Here is a 17107-nt window from a genome sequence, read left to right on the forward strand (position 1 = left end):
TTAAGTTAATAAATTGATTAAGGTCGATTTTTGACTGTTTTTGAATCGGAAAGTATGGGGGTACTTTCCGATTCTTTTTTTGTGGGGATAAGCTTTTGTTATATTTTCATGGTTCTTAAATTTTAAGGGGTTTGTACTTTATAAAGGTTATATTGTTCTCGTTTACTTGCTATTGAATACTAATGCTATCTTTTCCTTCGTTGATGGTATAGCCGAATTTATGATCTTTCTGTATCACTTTTAGTATATGTTCAATGCCGTCTTGTTCTTTGAATTTACCAGTACAGCGGTAGTCAAGTACCTTTGGATTTTTGACGGTTATATTTACATTATAGTACTTCTCCAAGCGGGTAAGAATACAGCTGAAAGAGGAGTCGTCAAAGCAATATAAACCTTCTTTCCATCTCAGGTATTCGTAGGAAGAGAGGACTGTTTTTTTGTATTTTCCATTGTATTCTCCAAAGAACTCATCTTTTGTTAAACGGGTGATGGGTTTGTCGTTGCCGGCAAGATAGATATCGACGATACCTTCGACAAGTGTTGTTTCGAACTCGTTCGTACCGCTGTAAGCACATACATTGAAGCTGGTGCCTACCACCCGTACCTTATTCTTTTCGGTATTTACATAGAAAGGGATTTTTTTGTTTTTGGCTACCTCGAAGTAAGCCTCACCATCTAATTCAACGTTTCTTTCCTCACGTCCGAAGTTGGAAGCGTACGTCAGTGTCGACTTGGAGTTCAACCACACCTTTGTGCCGTCGGCTAAGGTTATCTGTGCGCGTTGACCGGCAGGAACGGTGACGGTTTGCAACTGAGCTATCTGATTATAGCGATACTCTCTCACAAAAAAAACGATACCGATTACCAGTACTGCAACGGCAGCTATACGGGCACTCCATTGAAGCAGTGAAAAGATACGGATTCTTTTCTGTTTCTGTTGTTGCTTGTCGCTCGAAAACAAGGCTATGTCATACAACATGCGTTCTTTTTGAAAGCTTTTTCTGTTGTCGTTCGAAGCATCTACCCAATCAAGAATCTGCTTTTCTTCATCGATCGTGGCATTTCCTTTAAAATACTTGAATAATGTATGTTGATCCATGGTGGTTGTTTTTCTGGTTTCTGTATATCCTCAAATCCGCAGCTAATTTATAACTGATTCAAATAGCGATTTAATTCACCTAATAGTTCCTACTCGTAGCTTTTCCCCCTGCTTTTCTCCTTGATTTCAGGTTATAGGGCATAGCTTCCCCTTTCCCCAGTTAGCTGAAGGCATAAGTAATCCCACGAAAAGTTGTTTTTACGGACTCCAAAGCAACTTGTATGGTTTGTCGGAATAAATATTGAGTACCCATTGTCTGCCTGTCTTTACCCATTTCGCAGGAACTGTAATGAATCGAAAGATAAATCGTTTGACTCGGCTTACCGGTTCAATATCTTCAAACACGGCTGCAACCTTCTCAATAAGGTAAGCATAAAAGTTTTTAGCCATGGCTGTAAGTAGCAGGAATACTGTATTCTCTTTGAGGAATGAACAGGGAAGATGACTCCACCCGAAATCGTTATTCATCATGTCGAATGTTCTTTCACAGGCTCCACGAGCATTGTAGAAGAGTACAATGTCTTTTTCAGAACTTTCATGGTCATTGGTTAAGATGCACCGATAGGTGTATTCACCATCAAATAGGTCCAATTGGTTGTCCTTACGCTTTTGCCTTTGAATAACAAGTCGGTAGTTTTCTTCTTGCAAAAAGGAAGTAAAAGGTATGGAGGTCACTTCATAATTCTCGAAGTTGATTTCTTCTTTTTTCCAATCTGTGATTTTCGTCATTTCTTCATACAGAGACTGACATTTGCCGGCTCGTATGTAGAACTTGTTGCAGTAGCCATGTGTCATACGGATAATCTCTTCCGAATAAGAACCACAGTCCATCCGGCAACGGTCTATGAATATTCCCCTATCGGCCAAACGACGAAAAGTCCGTTGGAGCGTATCCGCTTGACGAAAACGGACATTTGCGTTTGCGGCCCGATTTTCCACACCAACAATGTTACCACCAATAGTTGCCGTGCCGGGGAAATAACCACGTTTTTTCTTGTAAGAATACTGAGTGTCATACTTTTCTGTGGGAATAAACTGGTGGTCGAAGTCCAAGTTATAAAGCGTGTTTGGCTTGAGTTGTTCTGTTTGAAGGAGCATATCGAGCATCAAACTATTAAGCTGTTCCGCCTTATTGAAAGCATAGCTTGCTCCTTTTTGGGAAGTATAGTGGATATCCAATTCTGCGAGTTCTTTTATGCCTCTCAATAAAGTATCCGGACTGGGGATTTCAGTATCCGGGCGTAATTCAAGATGTTTGCCAAGGTGTTTGCCGATATCTTCGATGTGGTCACCGCCGCAATAGTAGATCCAAAATAGGCTCGAAATAATTTCGCTATATTGGTAACCGGCGTAGGAAGAACGTAATCCTAAAGATTTATCGATCACGGAATTCAGTCCTAAACGAGAAAATTCATCCATTGCGTAAAATATACCCCCAAAAGGAGTGATATTATCTGATTTTATGGCTATTTTTGTTGTCATATGCACAAGTACCTTTATGGTTTGTTTGGTAGCACTAATTTAGGTGAATCTTGTGACATAACCAAACCTTGAGGATGTTATTCATCCTCAAGTGTTTGGATTCTCTGAAAATAATATGACTGCGGATTTAAGGTATATATAACAGGCTCACTTGGCACAACCCTAATGGAAAATGGAAGTTTTTTTAAAAAAGAATGGAAATAAGATAATCTTTTAGTTCGGTACGGAGTATTTTTAGTGTTTTAGTGATATGGAATTCTACAGCTTTGACTGATATCCCAAGCTGTTCGGCTATCATTTTGTTAGGCGTATTCTGATAACGGCTCAGCACGAATATATGACGACTTTGTTCGGGCATCTGGCTGAGTGTTTTGTTGACGATGTGCTGAATCTCTGAATTGAAGATGGTGTTAGGCTCACAAGCCTCCAGGGTAGAGATGCGTAAATCGAGTTCTCGCTGTTTGTGGATGTTAATGTCTTCTTCGGCACGAAGACGCACTTGCTCATGTGCCAAGTAGTTAAGAGCTTTGTTGCGAATGATGGTGAGCAGTAGTGCTTGCAGGTTGGAGTCTTTGTCCCATTTCTCTCGATTTTCCCACAATGTAAACATTGACTCCATTAAGATATCTTCTGCTTCACTTTTGTCTTTTATATAAGAATAGGCGAAGGACAAAAAACGTCCTTGATTCTCCTGAAAGAACCGGGTAAAAAGGTCTATCGAATGAAGATTATTCGCTGTAGGCATAGCAGAGATTTATAGGTCTTTGGTTTTCGCATAGCAAAGCAACGCATTCTTTTTGAAAAAACAAAATTAAAGAACAGTTTTTAGGTGTATGCGTTGTTTTTCTTGTTAAAAAAAATAGCCCGACTACTTGTAGCCGGGCTATAAAGCTATATCAAAACGGTTGATTAGTTCTTTTCGGGTTTAGGCATCAACACTTTTCTAGAAAGTTTGAATTTACCTGTTTTAGGATCTACATCAAGCAGCTTCACTTCGATTTCATCTCCTTCTTTGATACCGGCTTCTTCTACTGTTTCCAGACGTTTCCAGTCAATCTCAGAGATGTGCAGCAATCCGTCTTTTCCGGGTAGGAATTCAACGAATGCACCGTAAGGCATGATTGAACGTACTTTTCCTTTGTATACTTCACCAACTTCGGGTACAGCAACGATGCCTTTAATTAAGCGCATAGCGTCGTCAATACATTTTTTGTTAGTGCCCGATACCTCGATACGACCCACACCTTCGATTTCTTCGATAGTGATTGTTGCACCGGTTTCTTCCTGCATACCTTGAATGATTTTTCCGCCAGGTCCGATTACGGCTCCGATAAATTCTTTCGGGATAGTCAGTGTTTCGATACGAGGTGCGTGATCTTTGAGTTCGGCACGTGGCTCAGGCATTGTTTCGGTAAGCTTACCAAGGATGTGCATACGTCCTTCTTTTGCTTGATTCAATGCACGCTCAAGGATTTCGAACGACAAACCGTCTACCTTGATGTCCATTTGTGTAGCAGTGATACCGTCTTTTGTTCCGGTTACCTTGAAGTCCATATCGCCCAAGTGATCTTCGTCACCCAAAATGTCCGAAAGAACAGCATATTTATCTTCGCCTGCATTTTTAATCAATCCCATAGCGATACCCGATACAGGTTTCTTAATCTGTACACCGGCATCCATAAGAGCCAATGTTCCGGCACATACGGTAGCCATAGAAGAAGAACCGTTCGATTCGAGGATCTCAGATACGATACGTACTACATAAGGATAGTTGGCAGGGATCATCTTTTTCAATGCTCTGTGAGCCAAGTTTCCATGACCAATCTCACGACGGCCTACACCGCGTTGAGGTCTGGCTTCTCCTGTAGAGAATGGAGGGAAGTTATAGTGCAATAAGAAGCGTTCTTTGGTACGAGCCAATACATCATCAACGATTTTCTCGTCCATCTTCGTACCCAAGGTTACAGAAGTCAGTGACTGTGTTTCGCCACGAGTGAAGATAGCTGATCCGTGAGGTCCGGGCAGGTAACCTACTTCGCTCCAGATAGGACGAATTTCGGTTGTTTGACGACCATCGAGACGCTTGCCTTCGTCGAGGATACAACGACGCATGGCCTCTTTCTCTACATCATGGTAGTAGCGATCGATCAATGCTTTCTTTTCTGCCAATTCTTCATCGCTTAATGTAGCTTTGAATTCATCACAGATAGTGTCGAACGCCTCTTGACGCTCATGTTTGTTGCGGTTGCCCGAAGCAGCTACGGCATACGCCTTCTCATAGCATGCGGCATGAACTGCCTTGCGGAGCTCTTCGTCATTTTCTTCGTGACAATATTCGCGTTTCACAGTCTTACCGGCTGCTTCTGCGAATTCCATCTGAGCTTTGCAGTGAACTTTGATTGCTTCGTGAGCAACTTTCATTGCTTCCAACAACTCAGCTTCTGATACTTCGGCCATTTCGCCTTCTACCATCATGATATTATCATAAGTAGCGGCAACCATGATGTCCATGTCTGCTTTAGCATATTGCTCGAAAGTTGGGTTGATAACGAACTGTCCATCGATACGTGCTACACGTACTTCAGAGATAGGCCCGTTGAAAGGGATATCTGATACGGCAAGTGCTGCTGATGCGGCAAGTCCGGCCAATGCATCGGGCATGTCAACTCCATCGGCTGAGAACAGGATGATGTTAACGAACACTTCTGCGTGATAATTGTCGGGGAATAGGGGGCGGAGAGCACGGTCTACCAAGCGGCAGGTTAAAATCTCATTGTCTGAAGCTCTTCCTTCTCTTTTGGTGAAACCACCGGGGAAACGGCCAAATGCGGCATATTTCTCTTTGTACTCTACCTGTAAAGGCATGAAATCTGTTCCGGGAACTGCGTCTTTAGCGGCACAAACAGTAGCAAGCAACATGGTGTTACCCATGCGGAGCATTACAGAACCGTCTGCCTGTTTTGCCAACTTTCCCGTTTCGAGCGTAATGGTTCTGCCATCTCCCAGCTCGATTGTCTTAACAATTGGGTTAATCATAAAAATTGTTTTATCTATATTTTCTTTCAAAATTCCTGCAAAGATATACATTTCTCATTCTAAATTGGTGGAAATGAGATAAAAAGTTGTTGTACGACCTAAAATTTTAGTTTTTAGGATGAAGAAGCGTACAAAATGCTTTGACTAATCTTGAAAAGAACTATATTTGCAGTTCGAAAAATAACACACATAATATGAAAAAGATAACTTTGGTAGCTTTTGCCGCTCTTGCACTGACTGCGTGTAATTCGGGTCCTCAATTTAATGTTAATGGAGATGTTTCGGGAGCAGATGGAAAGATGCTTTATTTGGAGGCTTCCGGAATAGAAGGAGTTACACTGCTCGATTCGGTTAAACTTAAAGGTGATGGTTCATTTAGCTTTAAACAAGCACGCCCGGAGGCTCCCGAGTTCTATCGGTTGCGTGTAGATGATAAAATTATTAATTTCGCTGTCGACTCTACCGAAGCCATTCAAATCAAAGCTCCTTATGTTGATTTTGCTACAGCATATACCGTAGAAGGATCTGAAAACAGCTCTAAGATAAAAGCGCTCACGATGAAACAAGTCGACTTACAGAAGAGTGTGGATGCATTGATTCAAACGGTTCAAGCCAATAAACTTTCGCCCACTGCTTTCGAAGATAGCCTTGCGGTATTATTGAAGAATTATAAGGATGACGTCAAGATCAACTATATCTTTGCAGCCCCCAACACATCTGCCGCTTATTTTGCTCTGTTCCAGAAGCTAAATAACTACCTTATCTTTGATCCGTTGAACAGTAAAGACGATGTAAAGTGCTTTGCTGCCGTTGCGACAAGCCTTAATAATTTGTATCCGCACGCCATTCGTTCAAAGAACCTTTATAATATTGTGATTAAAGGAATGAAGAATACGCGTACGCCTCAGCAAAAGACGATCGAGGTACCCGAGGAGAAGATTGTTGAAACAGGGCTTATTGATATCAGCCTACGCGATATTAAAGGAAATATTCGTAAGTTGAGCGAATTGAAAGGAAAGGTAGTGTTGCTCGACTTTACCGTTTACCAGACTCAGACAGGTGCCCCTCATAACTTGATGCTGCGTGAACTATATAATGAGTATGCCGCACAAGGATTCGAAATTTATCAGGTTTCTCTTGATGCCGATGAGCATTTCTGGAAAACCTCGGCTGATAATCTTCCTTGGGTGAGTGTGCGCGATGGAAATGGAATCTATTCGACCCATGCTGCCGTGTACAATGTAAAACAATTGCCTGCTTACTTCTTAATCAACCGTAACAACGAATTGAGCGTGCGTGGCGAAGATGTAAAGGATTTGAATGCAGCCATCAAATCATTGCTCTAAGTTGTTATAAATTAGTATACTTTCGTTAAATGTGTTGCATAGCATTGGTTTTCCCTTGACACGTATCAGATAAAAACCTATCTTTGCAACGAAATCATAATAAAGAGGGTTCCAGCATGGCTCATGTTGGAATTCTTTTTTGTTTTATATGACCATAAAAATAAAAGGAGGAAAACATCATGGCTTATATGTCAGAAGAAGGTTACAAGAAATTAATGGCGGATCTCCGTGAACTGGAAACAGTGGAGCGTCCTAAAATCTCTGCTGCAATTGCTGAAGCACGCGACAAAGGTGACCTGTCGGAGAATGCAGAGTACGATGCAGCAAAAGAAGCTCAAGGCATGCTTGAGATGAAAATCAATAAACTAAAAGTGATTATCGGTGATGCAAAAATCATCGATGAGTCTAAACTGAAAACCGATTCGGTACAGATTCTCAATAAGGTAGAACTGAAGAATACCAAAAATGGTATGAAGATGACTTATACCATCGTTTCGGAAAGCGAAGCCAACCTGAAGGAAGGTAAGATTTCAATCAGCACACCCATTGCTCAGGGACTACTGGGTAAGAAGGTAGGTGACGTCGCAGATATTCGTGTTCCCCAAGGTGAGATACATCTGGAAGTAGTCAATATTTCGATTTAATATCAAGGCAAGACTCCACCTGGAGCTTGCCTTTTTTTATTTATACATAAAGGTTATGGCAACAATATTTAGTAGAATTATTGCAGGCGAAATTCCCTGTTATAAGGTAGCCGAAGACGATCGATTCTTCGCCTTCCTTGATATCAATCCCTTGGTGAAAGGGCACGTACTGGTTGTGCCCAAGCAAGAGGTCGATTACATATTCGATTTAAGCGACGATGCGCTGGCTGGTATGCATCTGTTTGCAAAAACGATAGCCGCTGCTATTGCCGAGGCGATACCTTGTAAGCGTGTGGGTGTGGCAGTGATGGGGCTTGAAGTTCCGCATGCGCATATTCACTTGATTCCCATTAACAAAGAATCGGATATGGTGATTTCAAATCCGAAACTTAAACTATCCAATGAAGAGTTTGTCGCTATTGCCGCCTTGATTAATAAGGCTTGGCAGGCACAACGGTAGTTTTAATTGTATAAGCTGTGATGAGCAAATAAAAAGGGTATCTCGAATCAATCGAGATACCCTTTCCTTATTATATATAGGTTTCATCCTTAAATGTAATCGTCTCCTAACTTTATCTGTGCATCGTTTACATATTTGCGAATGGCATGCTCCTCGTCCTTTTTACAAATGAGAAGTACATTATCTGATTCGGCAATCAAGTAGCCATCCAATCCATCAACAACAGCCAATTTCCCTTCCGGTAATACAATGATGTTGTTTTGACTATTGTAGGTCAGTGCTTCGCATTTGAGCATTACATTGTTGTCTTCGTCTTTCGGTGAGAGTTCGTATAGTGATCCCCATGTTCCCAAGTCTGACCAACCAAAGTCGCCTAATGATACATAGACATTGTCGGCTTTCTCCATAATGCCGAAGTCGATTGATACATTGGGGCAGGCAGGGAAGTTCTCTTCGATAAATGCTTTCTCTTGTGGAGTGCCATAGATCTCTTTACCGGGGGTTAGTTTGGCGGCCAGTTCGGGTAGTAATGCTTCTCCTGCTTTGATGATGGAGTTGACATTCCATAGGAATAATCCCGAGTTCCAATAAAACTCGCCACTTTCCAGAAAGACTTTGGCTAATTCTAATTCCGGCTTTTCGGTAAATGTCTTTACCTTATAAAAGTTCTCAGTCTCTTTTTCTGCAATCTGAATATACCCATATCCGGTTTCGGGACGATTAGGCTTAATGCCAAGTGTCAACAATTTATCCGATTGTGCTACGAACTGTAATCCCTTTTCGATAGCTTCAAGAAATTCGCCCTCTTTCAGTATCAAGTGATCGGATGGGGCTACTACGATATTAGCATTGGGGTTCAGTGCACGGATATGATAAGAGGCCCATGCAATGCAAGGGGCTGTATTTCGTCTGGCGGGTTCGAGTAAGATTTGTTCGGAACTAAGCTGTGGAAGCTGCTCCTTTACCAAATCAGCGTAAATGGCATTGGTTACGATAAATATATTCTCTGTCGGGATCACTTTGTTGAAACGATCGAATGTTTGTTGAAGTAGCGAACGGCCTGTTCCAAAGAAATCAAGAAACTGTTTAGGCAATGTCTTGCGGCTAAAAGGCCAGAATCGGCTACCGATACCGCCTCCCATGATTACGCAATAATTATCTTTATTTGTCATGATATAGACTGTTTTAAAAGTTTCTGCTAAAGTACGCTTTTCTCTCCGAACATAGAACTATTTTTGGCATGTTTTCTCTTTTTTTTCTCTTTTTTCCTTTGAAACGCTTGCAGGTTAAAAATAAAGCTGTATCTTTGCACCGCAATTAAGAGAAACGCCCAGATGGCGGAATCGGTAGACGCGCTGGTCTCAAACACCAGTGGATTCACTTCCATCCCGGTTCGACCCCGGGTCTGGGTACTTTTGAAAGGGAAGCCTAGCTGAATATTAGTCAGTTAGGCTTTTTCTTTGCTCTATTTTTCCCCACATTTTCCCCACACGTGCAAAATAATCTCAAAATAAAAGACACTTCTTTTGTTCCTGAATGATTTCTATCTAATTTTACGAGGAAATAAGAAATTAACTCCCTTTCATTATGGAAAAAGGTATTTGGCAAGAAATAGAAGAATTGAACCAAGAATTTATAACGCTTGGTATCAGCCAGTCGGTAGACTATGAGAAGTACTACCTCTATTCCCTTATTACCCATTCCACGGCTATCGAAGGTTCTACACTGACGGAGATGGAAACACAACTCCTTTTTGATGAAGGAGTCACTGCTAAAGGTAAACCGTTAATTCATCATTTGATGAATGAGGATTTGAAGCAAGCCTATGAGTTTGCTATGGAAGAAGCCAAACGGGATGCTGTTATTACTCCAAAGCTTTTGCAGGACTTGAATGCAATGTTGATGCGAACAACAGGAGGCGTGCATAGTACGATGGCTGGTTCGTTTGATTCTTCAAAGGGCGAATATCGTCTATGTGGGGTAACGGCTGGTATCGGTGGTCGTTCTTATATGAACTATTTGAAAGTTTCTGTGAAGGTCGATGAGTTTTGCCGGATTGTAAATGAACGATTAAAATCGACCACCTCGCTGCAAGAGCAGTATGAACTAAGTTTTAACACACATCTTAATCTTGTTACGATTCATCCGTGGGTGGACGGTAACGGAAGAACATCTCGTTTACTAATGAACTATTTGCAATTCTGCTATAAACTTTTCCCGACTAAAATATTCAAAGAAGATAGAGCCGATTATATTCTTGCCTTGCAGCAATCGCAAGATGAAGAAAACAGTCAGCCCTTTCTTTATTTTATGGCGCTGCAGCTAAAGAAATCTCTTTCTTTGGAGATTGAAAAGTACAAGGTTTCGGGTAAGAAGGGATTTAACTTTATGTTTTAACAGAGCCTCTCTCTCCGCAAACAACGCTGAAAATCAGCAAGTTGTATGGGTTGCACCAAAATCTACACCAAAAAGTGGATTTTGGTGTTTTCTTTTTAGTTCGCTTGACCTTGACCGAATGACCTTCGAAGTACGGACTAAAAGAATCCAAGTATCAAAAAAATGGCTGACAGGTTGCGATTTTCAACTGTTAGCCATTTTTTATTAAGGAATTACTTCCAAGATGTTCGGCAAATATATCGGTTCAATCTTTGTCGGTGACGCTTTTGCCCAAAGCTTAGTCAGTCTGAAAATTGCCAACTATTTTCTGAAGTTATCTAACCTCATTCTTTAATGATATGTTTTTGTGAGACAAATTGAATTTTGAATATTTATATCTAAATAATTTTGAATACTCGTTTTCGTGCGTTGATAATACTATCTGTTGCTCTCCAAAATTATGCTTCAAAAGTTCAATCAATGAATGAGAATTTATCTCATCCAATGTTTGCAATGGGTCATCAATAAGTAAAGTGCCTAATTTAGATTTATTATAGACAATATTTAATACCAACATTAGAGATACTACGGTAGCTGATAATTGTCCTGAACTTAATGTATATGAAACTTCATGTTCGCTTGCTCTGGGAGTGATTTTGAATGAAGGGTCTTTACCTCCAACGCTTAAATCTAAGACTAAGCCTGTCCCAAGTGAATGGTTTTGCAAAATTTTACCAGTGAAGATATAAAAAGGTATGCTAACTTGATTAACAATGTTGCTTGTATATTCTTTTATTTTTGAATCATACATTGTGATCAACTCATCGACTCTCTGCATTTCTATTTCTAAGGCTATCACATCTTCTTCTAATGATTTTATTTCTTTATTAATCGCATTATAATACTGTGTCTCAATATATTTACGTTTGTTTTCTATGTCAACAGGCTCCAACTTCTCAATTAAATCCAATTGACTGTCAAAATAACTATTAAAAGACAATAGTAAAGCTGATTGTTTTTCTTGAGGCAATGTAAGCACTGGAGTATTACTCTTAATAATCTCAACAATAGCTTGCTTCGTAACTGATACGTTCTCTATTTTTCGTAAATTTACAATATTAATAATTTGGTCTTTACCCTCTTTGTTAAATAACCCTAAAAAGATATTAAACTCTCTATTATATTCATTAAAACGACTATTCGCCTTTGAGAACTCTTCGCTGCTAATCAAGCATACCGTCTTTTCTTTATTTTTACGTAGTTCTTCAGAAGCCGACTCTTGAATTACCTTCAAATACTCTGTATGCAAACTACTTTTCTTTTGTTCAAACTCTTTATTCGTTGAATTATATGTTTCAAATATTTTATCAGTAGTTTTTTTAATTTCATCCAACAATTGAGATGATGTTGGCCAACCGAATCCGCAAGTAGGACATTCGCCATCTGTCAAATTTACGAGCCTCTTGTGTTCCGAAAACAAGTTTACCAGTTCAGCTTGTCTGTTTTTCAAATTTTCCAATATTGCACTATGCGTACTTAAGGAGGCTTTTAAGGAAATAATTATTTCTATTTCTTTTCGGAATGACTCAATGTCTATCTTCAAATCCTTTGTTTGTAAATACTCAAATATTGTCGGCTCTATAAATGTATCGTATTTTAGATCATTTATCGCATCTAATATCTTTGCGATAATAGTATTTGCTTTCTCTAACTCTTTTCTTGTTACATCTTCTTTCTGTAGATATTCAAAATTATTTACACTCCAGAACTCGTTAATAATTTTATTTAAGAATGTTTCATCGCCAACGTATGCTTGAAGTTGATCATGTAAGCGTATGTCCCTTATCAAATGCTTATTGATACATAAATCTTTTATTTGCCCTATTACTTTAAGATGCTCTTGGTATGTTTCGATATTATTGTTATTAATATTTTCTCTGTCCCAAACTAAATCCTTTATCGTAAGTAATCTTTTATATTGCAAGTCCTCATTAAGTGAATATACAACATCTTTATTGGCCTTATTGATTTCTATTTTACGTTTATTCTTATTGCTGATTATATTTCTTATTTGACTCAAATACGTACGGATTCTTTCTAACTCTGCTACTTGACGCTCTGCTCCCAAAATAGAAGAAAGATCTTCATATCGTTTTTTAGGATCCTTTTTTACGAAAAATGTATTTTCGTCCTGCTCAACGTAATTCAATACATTGAAATGAGCTCTGATAGAAGAATAGTGTATAGTATAAATGAAAAGTAGTCCACTTAGTACTTGAAAAGTATACCACTAAGTGTCTCGGTTGAGATGGTTCAAAGATATTTATTCCTCCTTATGTTGCAACATCTTTTTGGTTTCTTTAACTCTGTAGGATTGTCCATTCATATTGATAAGATAGGCTTTATGTGTGAGTCTGTCTACCATTGCCGCCACCAGAACTTTATCCTTCACTATTTCTCCCCACCTGTCAAAAGCTAGGTTTGTGGTAATGATTGTAGACTTCTTTCCTGCTCTCAGAGATAGGTGGTTAAATAGCAGTTCTCCTCCTTCCTTATCACAACTCACATATCCAAACTCGTCACAGATGACCATATCGTACCTTTGGAAGCGCATTTCAAGCTGGCGTAAACTTTTTTGAGAACGGCATTCCCTGATTTGTGTAAGCAATCTTGGTACGGAGGTAAAAAAGACAGTATATCCTTCCAGGCAAGCTTTAATACCAAGCCCTATGGATATATGTGTCTTACCTGTTCCGGGATTACCACAAAATACGATATTCCTCCCTTCTTTCATAAAATCCAATGTTTCGAGTTCCGGTAGAGCGGTTTGTGCATCTTTAGGTAGTTCTTCTCTTACCAGTTCCTGTATATACTTTAGTTCCGGAAACCCGGCTATCCTGATACACTGTTTACGGCGTGTTTCTATACGCATGTCCATTTCTTTGGTTAATAGCTGACATATGAAGGATCGGTAGGACCAGTTTTCATCGGTTGCCAAAGTAATAAACTCATCGAGTTCATCCCGCACGACTGGCAGTTTAAGTTCTTTGGCGTAGTTAAAGACTTTTTCTTTTTCATTCAGATTTTCCATTTGCATACTATTGATATTAAACACTTCTTGTCTCATGACTGATTATTAATTTTTGGTGATAATTTTTATATTGTTCTCTGCATCCATTATGCGCGATAAATCCATCAGTATCCTCATGGCTCCCTCTTCGATCATGGCAGACCCGCTCTTATGATTGTCATCCGGATAGATGGGTTCTCCCTGACTCACTTGTGACTCGTTATTGGCATACAGCATGACCTTGATCTGGTCTGCCGATATACTTCTCAAGCCCCGCGCTTTCAATGAGGCATATGCTTCTATTATATCGCTATCGCTAAAGTTATTTTCCCTGGCATATTGTAACAGGAAGACAAAATCCCGTGCCTTGTCTGTAAAATGCTTGTTAAACAAGGTCTGTATTGGTCCCGGCATTTGCTTTAATGCCAGGGAAGTGTGTAGTGCCCCCGGTTTACGCAACAAAGTGTTTAGGTAATGTTCCAGTTTGATGGACCACCCCTTTTGGCGGGAGTATATGCGTTCATGTACCGAAACCTTTTCATTATTATAGAGGATAACGATCTTCTCGGAGTACAGCTTAACGGTAACCATTTTGCCTACCAATGTATCGGGTACCGAGTAGTGGGAGCAGTTCATACAGATGGTGGACCACTTGTCTACCTTGTATTCTGCCATCTGGAAGCATCCCATCTCATTGGTATAAGGCCTTAGTGCTGCCAGGTCTGCTGCCAGATCCTCCACTTTATTAATTGTCGAAGGGCTGCCGCTGCGTGAGTTAATCTTCTCGCAGATTGCCAGCAGGTGTATCTGGGCATCTTTCAATGAAGCATAATGCAGATTGACGCTGAAAGCCTTACGCCTGACATACTCTACAGAACGTTCTACATGCCCTTTTTCCCAACCGGCACGGGCATTACAGAAACGGTAATGGTAACGGTAGAAATTGCTCATGCGAAGAAGGGTTTCTGTGGGTTTCTTCTCCTGGCCTGCAAATTTTTTAATGGCCACACGCATATTGTCATAGACCATAATGGAGGGAACACCTTTTATCTGGCGGAAGAAGTTACGGTGCGACTCCATGAAAGCTAACTGGTCCTGGTGATGAAACAGCCAGGCATAACGGCCGTTGCTATGGCTTAGGGTAAAGACGGCCATCTGGATACGTTGGAGCTTACCGTTTAAGTAAAGCTTGACTTCGCCCCAATCAAACTCACAGGACTCTCCCGGTGGATAATAACCACGGATAAAGGCTTCCTGAGATTTATCTTCTTTCTTCTCAGCAGCTACAGAGGCGATGTATTTACAAACTCCTGTATAACTGACCTCAAAGCCTTTGTCTATGAGTAGTTCGTAAATATCCTTACCTCGCATACATTGCTTCTTTAAACCCATCGCACGCTTGCGAGTGTTCTTCTCTAAACAATCGTCTATTAAGTCCTTCAGGCTACCGGTAATAATACGGCGACTTCGCTTAGAACTATCGTAGCGTGATTGTATAGTTAATATCGATTCCAGAGAAGATTCAGGATCAGGGCAGTTTAAAGCTGCTTCATACTCTGCAATGACTTTATGAACAGTCTTACGGCTGATATCCAACTCCCTGGCTATAGCCCGCTTACTGTACCCCACGGTGCGGTACATGTGTATAATTGCTTGTTTTTCTACCATTGTTATCATTTTACCCTCTGTGTTAGTTATAATACACAAAGGAATTTATAATGTTAATAGTTGTTGGTAAAACCGAGCACTTTATATAATATGCTCCAAGAGTTTTACTCAACTGGTGGTATACTTTTCAAGTATTTCAGTGGACTACTTTTTATTTATATTATACAAGAATAGTCAATTATTCGTTCTAAGTCATCTTGATCGCTTAGTTTTCCATTAAGATACAAAGTAGACCCAACGAAAATATTCTTTATATTATAGTCTTTGCATCTGCCTTTAGTCGCAGCTCCAAAACATCTTTTAATACATACGCTACCTTCGGAATTCCTCAATGATAAAGATAGTTCCATTGGCTGATCCTGAGATTTATGGATCGGACTACGGTCATAAGTGCTTCGTGCATCTATGGCGACGGCTTGGTATTTCCGAGGGAAGCCAGTTAATATAATATCTATAGCGTCAAATATAGTCGTTTTTCCATATCCATTGGGGCCATCAAGCACAACAATATTCTTTTCATCGAAATCGACATTGAGCTCCGTGATGCCTTTAAAATTCTTAATGCTCAAAGATTCGATTTTAAACTTATCTGTATTATTCATTGCTCTCAGTTTTTGTGTTTTTGTAAAATATGCGTTTCAATAGCAGCGATATTTTTTACATCTATCTTATTTATTTCATTTACTAATTCCTTTTGGTCACTTGTAAGAGCAATCATAAGAGTATTTTCCATAGTTATCAGTTCAAGACTGTTGGTATCTGTATTAATGTAATTTAGAAAAGGAATTTTAATAAATAGCCTCAATAACAATTCATACCATCCACTTTTATCATTCGACTCTTTCAAAAGATCACTATGATTTTTCACCAATCTATTTAAAGATATGCTAACTTCTGAGGCCTCTTCTGCGTTTAGCCTCCCTTTCAATTCTATTAAATTGCTCTCATCATAATGCAATACATATTTTTTCGACGTGTAGACATTTTCCTCTATCTTGAATAGCCCAATTTCATTATCTTCATTAACACCTGACAATACCAACACAATAGAAATATTATGTCCAATGTAACGATCCTGATATATTCGCAGTTCATCTGTCTGCAACATATTGTAAACCATATTATTTATGGCGTACTCTAAATTATGGTTGTCAATATCTGTTTTTAGTTTTTGGTGTAATTCCACAAATCCATCGAAAAGAAATAGAAAGAAATCATTTTTTTCATCATAGTGTGCAAAAAGCACATCTAATTCGTTGTAATTCAGATGTTGTATTAGGAGTCCATTGCTCTTAGACAATGTTTCAATTATTTTTTTCATTCTTCTATTGCGTTCTTGTTGATATCAATAATACTCTTTTCTACTGAAACAAAACCAAAAGAGGGTTCATTAATGCGCTTAAATTTTTTCTCCTCTTCAGATTCTTCCTGCGGTGATTTACTTTGGTTTATTAGTCGTTTTTCGACCTCTTCTTTAGAAATATCTATACTACAGGTAACAAAATAATCTACATCCTTACATATAGGAGACTCTATAATCTTCTCACATTCTTTTTGTAGATGTTGAAAATCTGGTCGATCCTCGATGTCATATTTACCGCTATGAGTTGTAAGCTGATATGAAGTATTAGAGCCTTCTTTTATAATATTATACCTTAGATAATTGGCATCGATTTCTGTTTTTATTTTTCTCAAAGCCTTACCAATAACACTTCTAACAGCCTCATCGTGGATAAATCCATCAAATGAGTTAAGATCCTTAACATCAATTGTATGATGAGGAGAGAGATTATCTCTGAGTAAACATTTCATTTCTTCAGGAGATAAGTCTTCAATTTTATTAATTGCTTCGTTTACTTTTCCCAATTCAAGTTTATCAGATTCTGAAGCCTCTGCGTAATCTAGAGATGATGCAATTCCAATCAA

The 17107-nt window shown here is 39.3% G+C and carries 15 protein-coding genes and 1 tRNA gene; 5 read left to right on the forward strand and 11 right to left on the reverse strand.

Annotation, left to right across the window (positions count from 1 at the left end; translation table 11 throughout):
• Positions 1-169: 169 nt before the first annotated feature.
• The 4 genes from TY03_RS01480 to pnp all read right to left on the reverse strand — a co-directional run bounded on the left by TY03_RS01480 (position 170) and on the right by pnp (position 5617).
• Positions 170-1099, reverse strand: coding sequence for a FecR family protein (locus tag TY03_RS01480; RefSeq protein ID WP_042366691.1), 930 nt, complete (start codon positions 1097-1099; stop codon positions 170-172).
• 198 nt (positions 1100-1297) lie between these two features.
• Positions 1298-2581, reverse strand: coding sequence for an IS1380 family transposase (locus TY03_RS01485; RefSeq protein ID WP_042366226.1), 1284 nt, complete (start codon positions 2579-2581; stop codon positions 1298-1300).
• 184 nt (positions 2582-2765) lie between these two features.
• A complete protein-coding gene (locus TY03_RS01490; RefSeq protein ID WP_042366692.1) occupies positions 2766-3326 on the reverse strand; it encodes an RNA polymerase sigma-70 factor in 561 nt (186 codons plus the stop codon).
• Between the two features lie 164 nt (positions 3327-3490).
• Positions 3491-5617: a polyribonucleotide nucleotidyltransferase gene (pnp, locus tag TY03_RS01495; protein ID WP_042367271.1), complete on the reverse strand. Its 2127-nt coding sequence runs from the start codon at positions 5615-5617 to the stop codon at positions 3491-3493.
• 194 nt (positions 5618-5811) lie between these two features.
• Between pnp and TY03_RS01500 the strand changes: the two genes are divergently transcribed.
• The 3 genes from TY03_RS01500 to TY03_RS01510 all read left to right on the forward strand — a co-directional run bounded on the left by TY03_RS01500 (position 5812) and on the right by TY03_RS01510 (position 8067).
• Entirely contained in the window at positions 5812-6963 is a 1152-nt protein-coding gene (locus TY03_RS01500) for a thioredoxin-like domain-containing protein (protein ID WP_042366693.1), read from the forward strand.
• Between the two features lie 179 nt (positions 6964-7142).
• Positions 7143-7607: a transcription elongation factor GreA gene (gene greA / locus TY03_RS01505; protein ID WP_042366695.1), complete on the forward strand. Its 465-nt coding sequence runs from the start codon at positions 7143-7145 to the stop codon at positions 7605-7607.
• Positions 7608-7662: 55 nt separating this feature from the next.
• A complete protein-coding gene (locus TY03_RS01510; protein WP_042366697.1) occupies positions 7663-8067 on the forward strand; it encodes an HIT family protein in 405 nt (134 codons plus the stop codon).
• 89 nt (positions 8068-8156) lie between these two features.
• Here TY03_RS01510 and TY03_RS01515 read toward each other — a convergent pair whose 3' ends face one another.
• Complete coding sequence (locus TY03_RS01515; protein ID WP_042366699.1) at positions 8157-9239, reverse strand: mannose-1-phosphate guanylyltransferase; 1083 nt, start codon at positions 9237-9239, stop codon at positions 8157-8159.
• Between the two features lie 156 nt (positions 9240-9395).
• On the opposite strand from TY03_RS01515, the gene TY03_RS01520 reads away from it, so the two are divergent.
• Both TY03_RS01520 and TY03_RS01525 read left to right on the forward strand, forming a co-directional pair.
• A tRNA-Leu gene (locus TY03_RS01520) sits at positions 9396-9479 on the forward strand.
• A gap of 175 nt (positions 9480-9654) precedes the next feature.
• Positions 9655-10464, forward strand: coding sequence for a Fic family protein (locus TY03_RS01525; protein WP_042366701.1), 810 nt, complete (start codon positions 9655-9657; stop codon positions 10462-10464).
• 313 nt (positions 10465-10777) lie between these two features.
• Here the strand turns inward: TY03_RS01525 and TY03_RS01530 are convergent, their stop codons facing one another.
• The 6 genes from TY03_RS01530 to TY03_RS01555 all read right to left on the reverse strand — a co-directional run bounded on the left by TY03_RS01530 (position 10778) and on the right by TY03_RS01555 (position 17107).
• Complete coding sequence (locus TY03_RS01530; RefSeq protein WP_042366704.1) at positions 10778-12652, reverse strand: ATP-binding cassette domain-containing protein; 1875 nt, start codon at positions 12650-12652, stop codon at positions 10778-10780.
• A gap of 114 nt (positions 12653-12766) precedes the next feature.
• A complete protein-coding gene (istB, locus tag TY03_RS01535) occupies positions 12767-13534 on the reverse strand; it encodes an IS21-like element helper ATPase IstB (RefSeq protein WP_042367273.1) in 768 nt (255 codons plus the stop codon).
• 45 nt (positions 13535-13579) lie between these two features.
• Positions 13580-15181 (reverse strand): IS21 family transposase, encoded by a 1602-nt coding sequence (istA, locus tag TY03_RS01540; protein WP_230201869.1) that lies wholly within the window; start codon positions 15179-15181, stop codon positions 13580-13582.
• Between the two features lie 155 nt (positions 15182-15336).
• Complete coding sequence (locus TY03_RS01545; RefSeq protein WP_042366707.1) at positions 15337-15783, reverse strand: AAA family ATPase; 447 nt, start codon at positions 15781-15783, stop codon at positions 15337-15339.
• Positions 15784-15788: 5 nt separating this feature from the next.
• Complete coding sequence (locus TY03_RS01550) at positions 15789-16502, reverse strand: ABC-three component system middle component 1 (protein ID WP_042366708.1); 714 nt, start codon at positions 16500-16502, stop codon at positions 15789-15791.
• Positions 16499-17107, reverse strand: a complete 609-nt coding sequence (locus tag TY03_RS01555; RefSeq protein ID WP_042366711.1) for a hypothetical protein — start codon at positions 17105-17107, stop codon at positions 16499-16501. The genes TY03_RS01550 and TY03_RS01555 overlap by 4 nt, the downstream gene beginning before the upstream one ends.

The sequence above is a fragment of the Bacteroides neonati genome, assembly GCF_000499785.1.
Taxonomy (GTDB): domain Bacteria; phylum Bacteroidota; class Bacteroidia; order Bacteroidales; family Bacteroidaceae; genus Bacteroides; species Bacteroides neonati.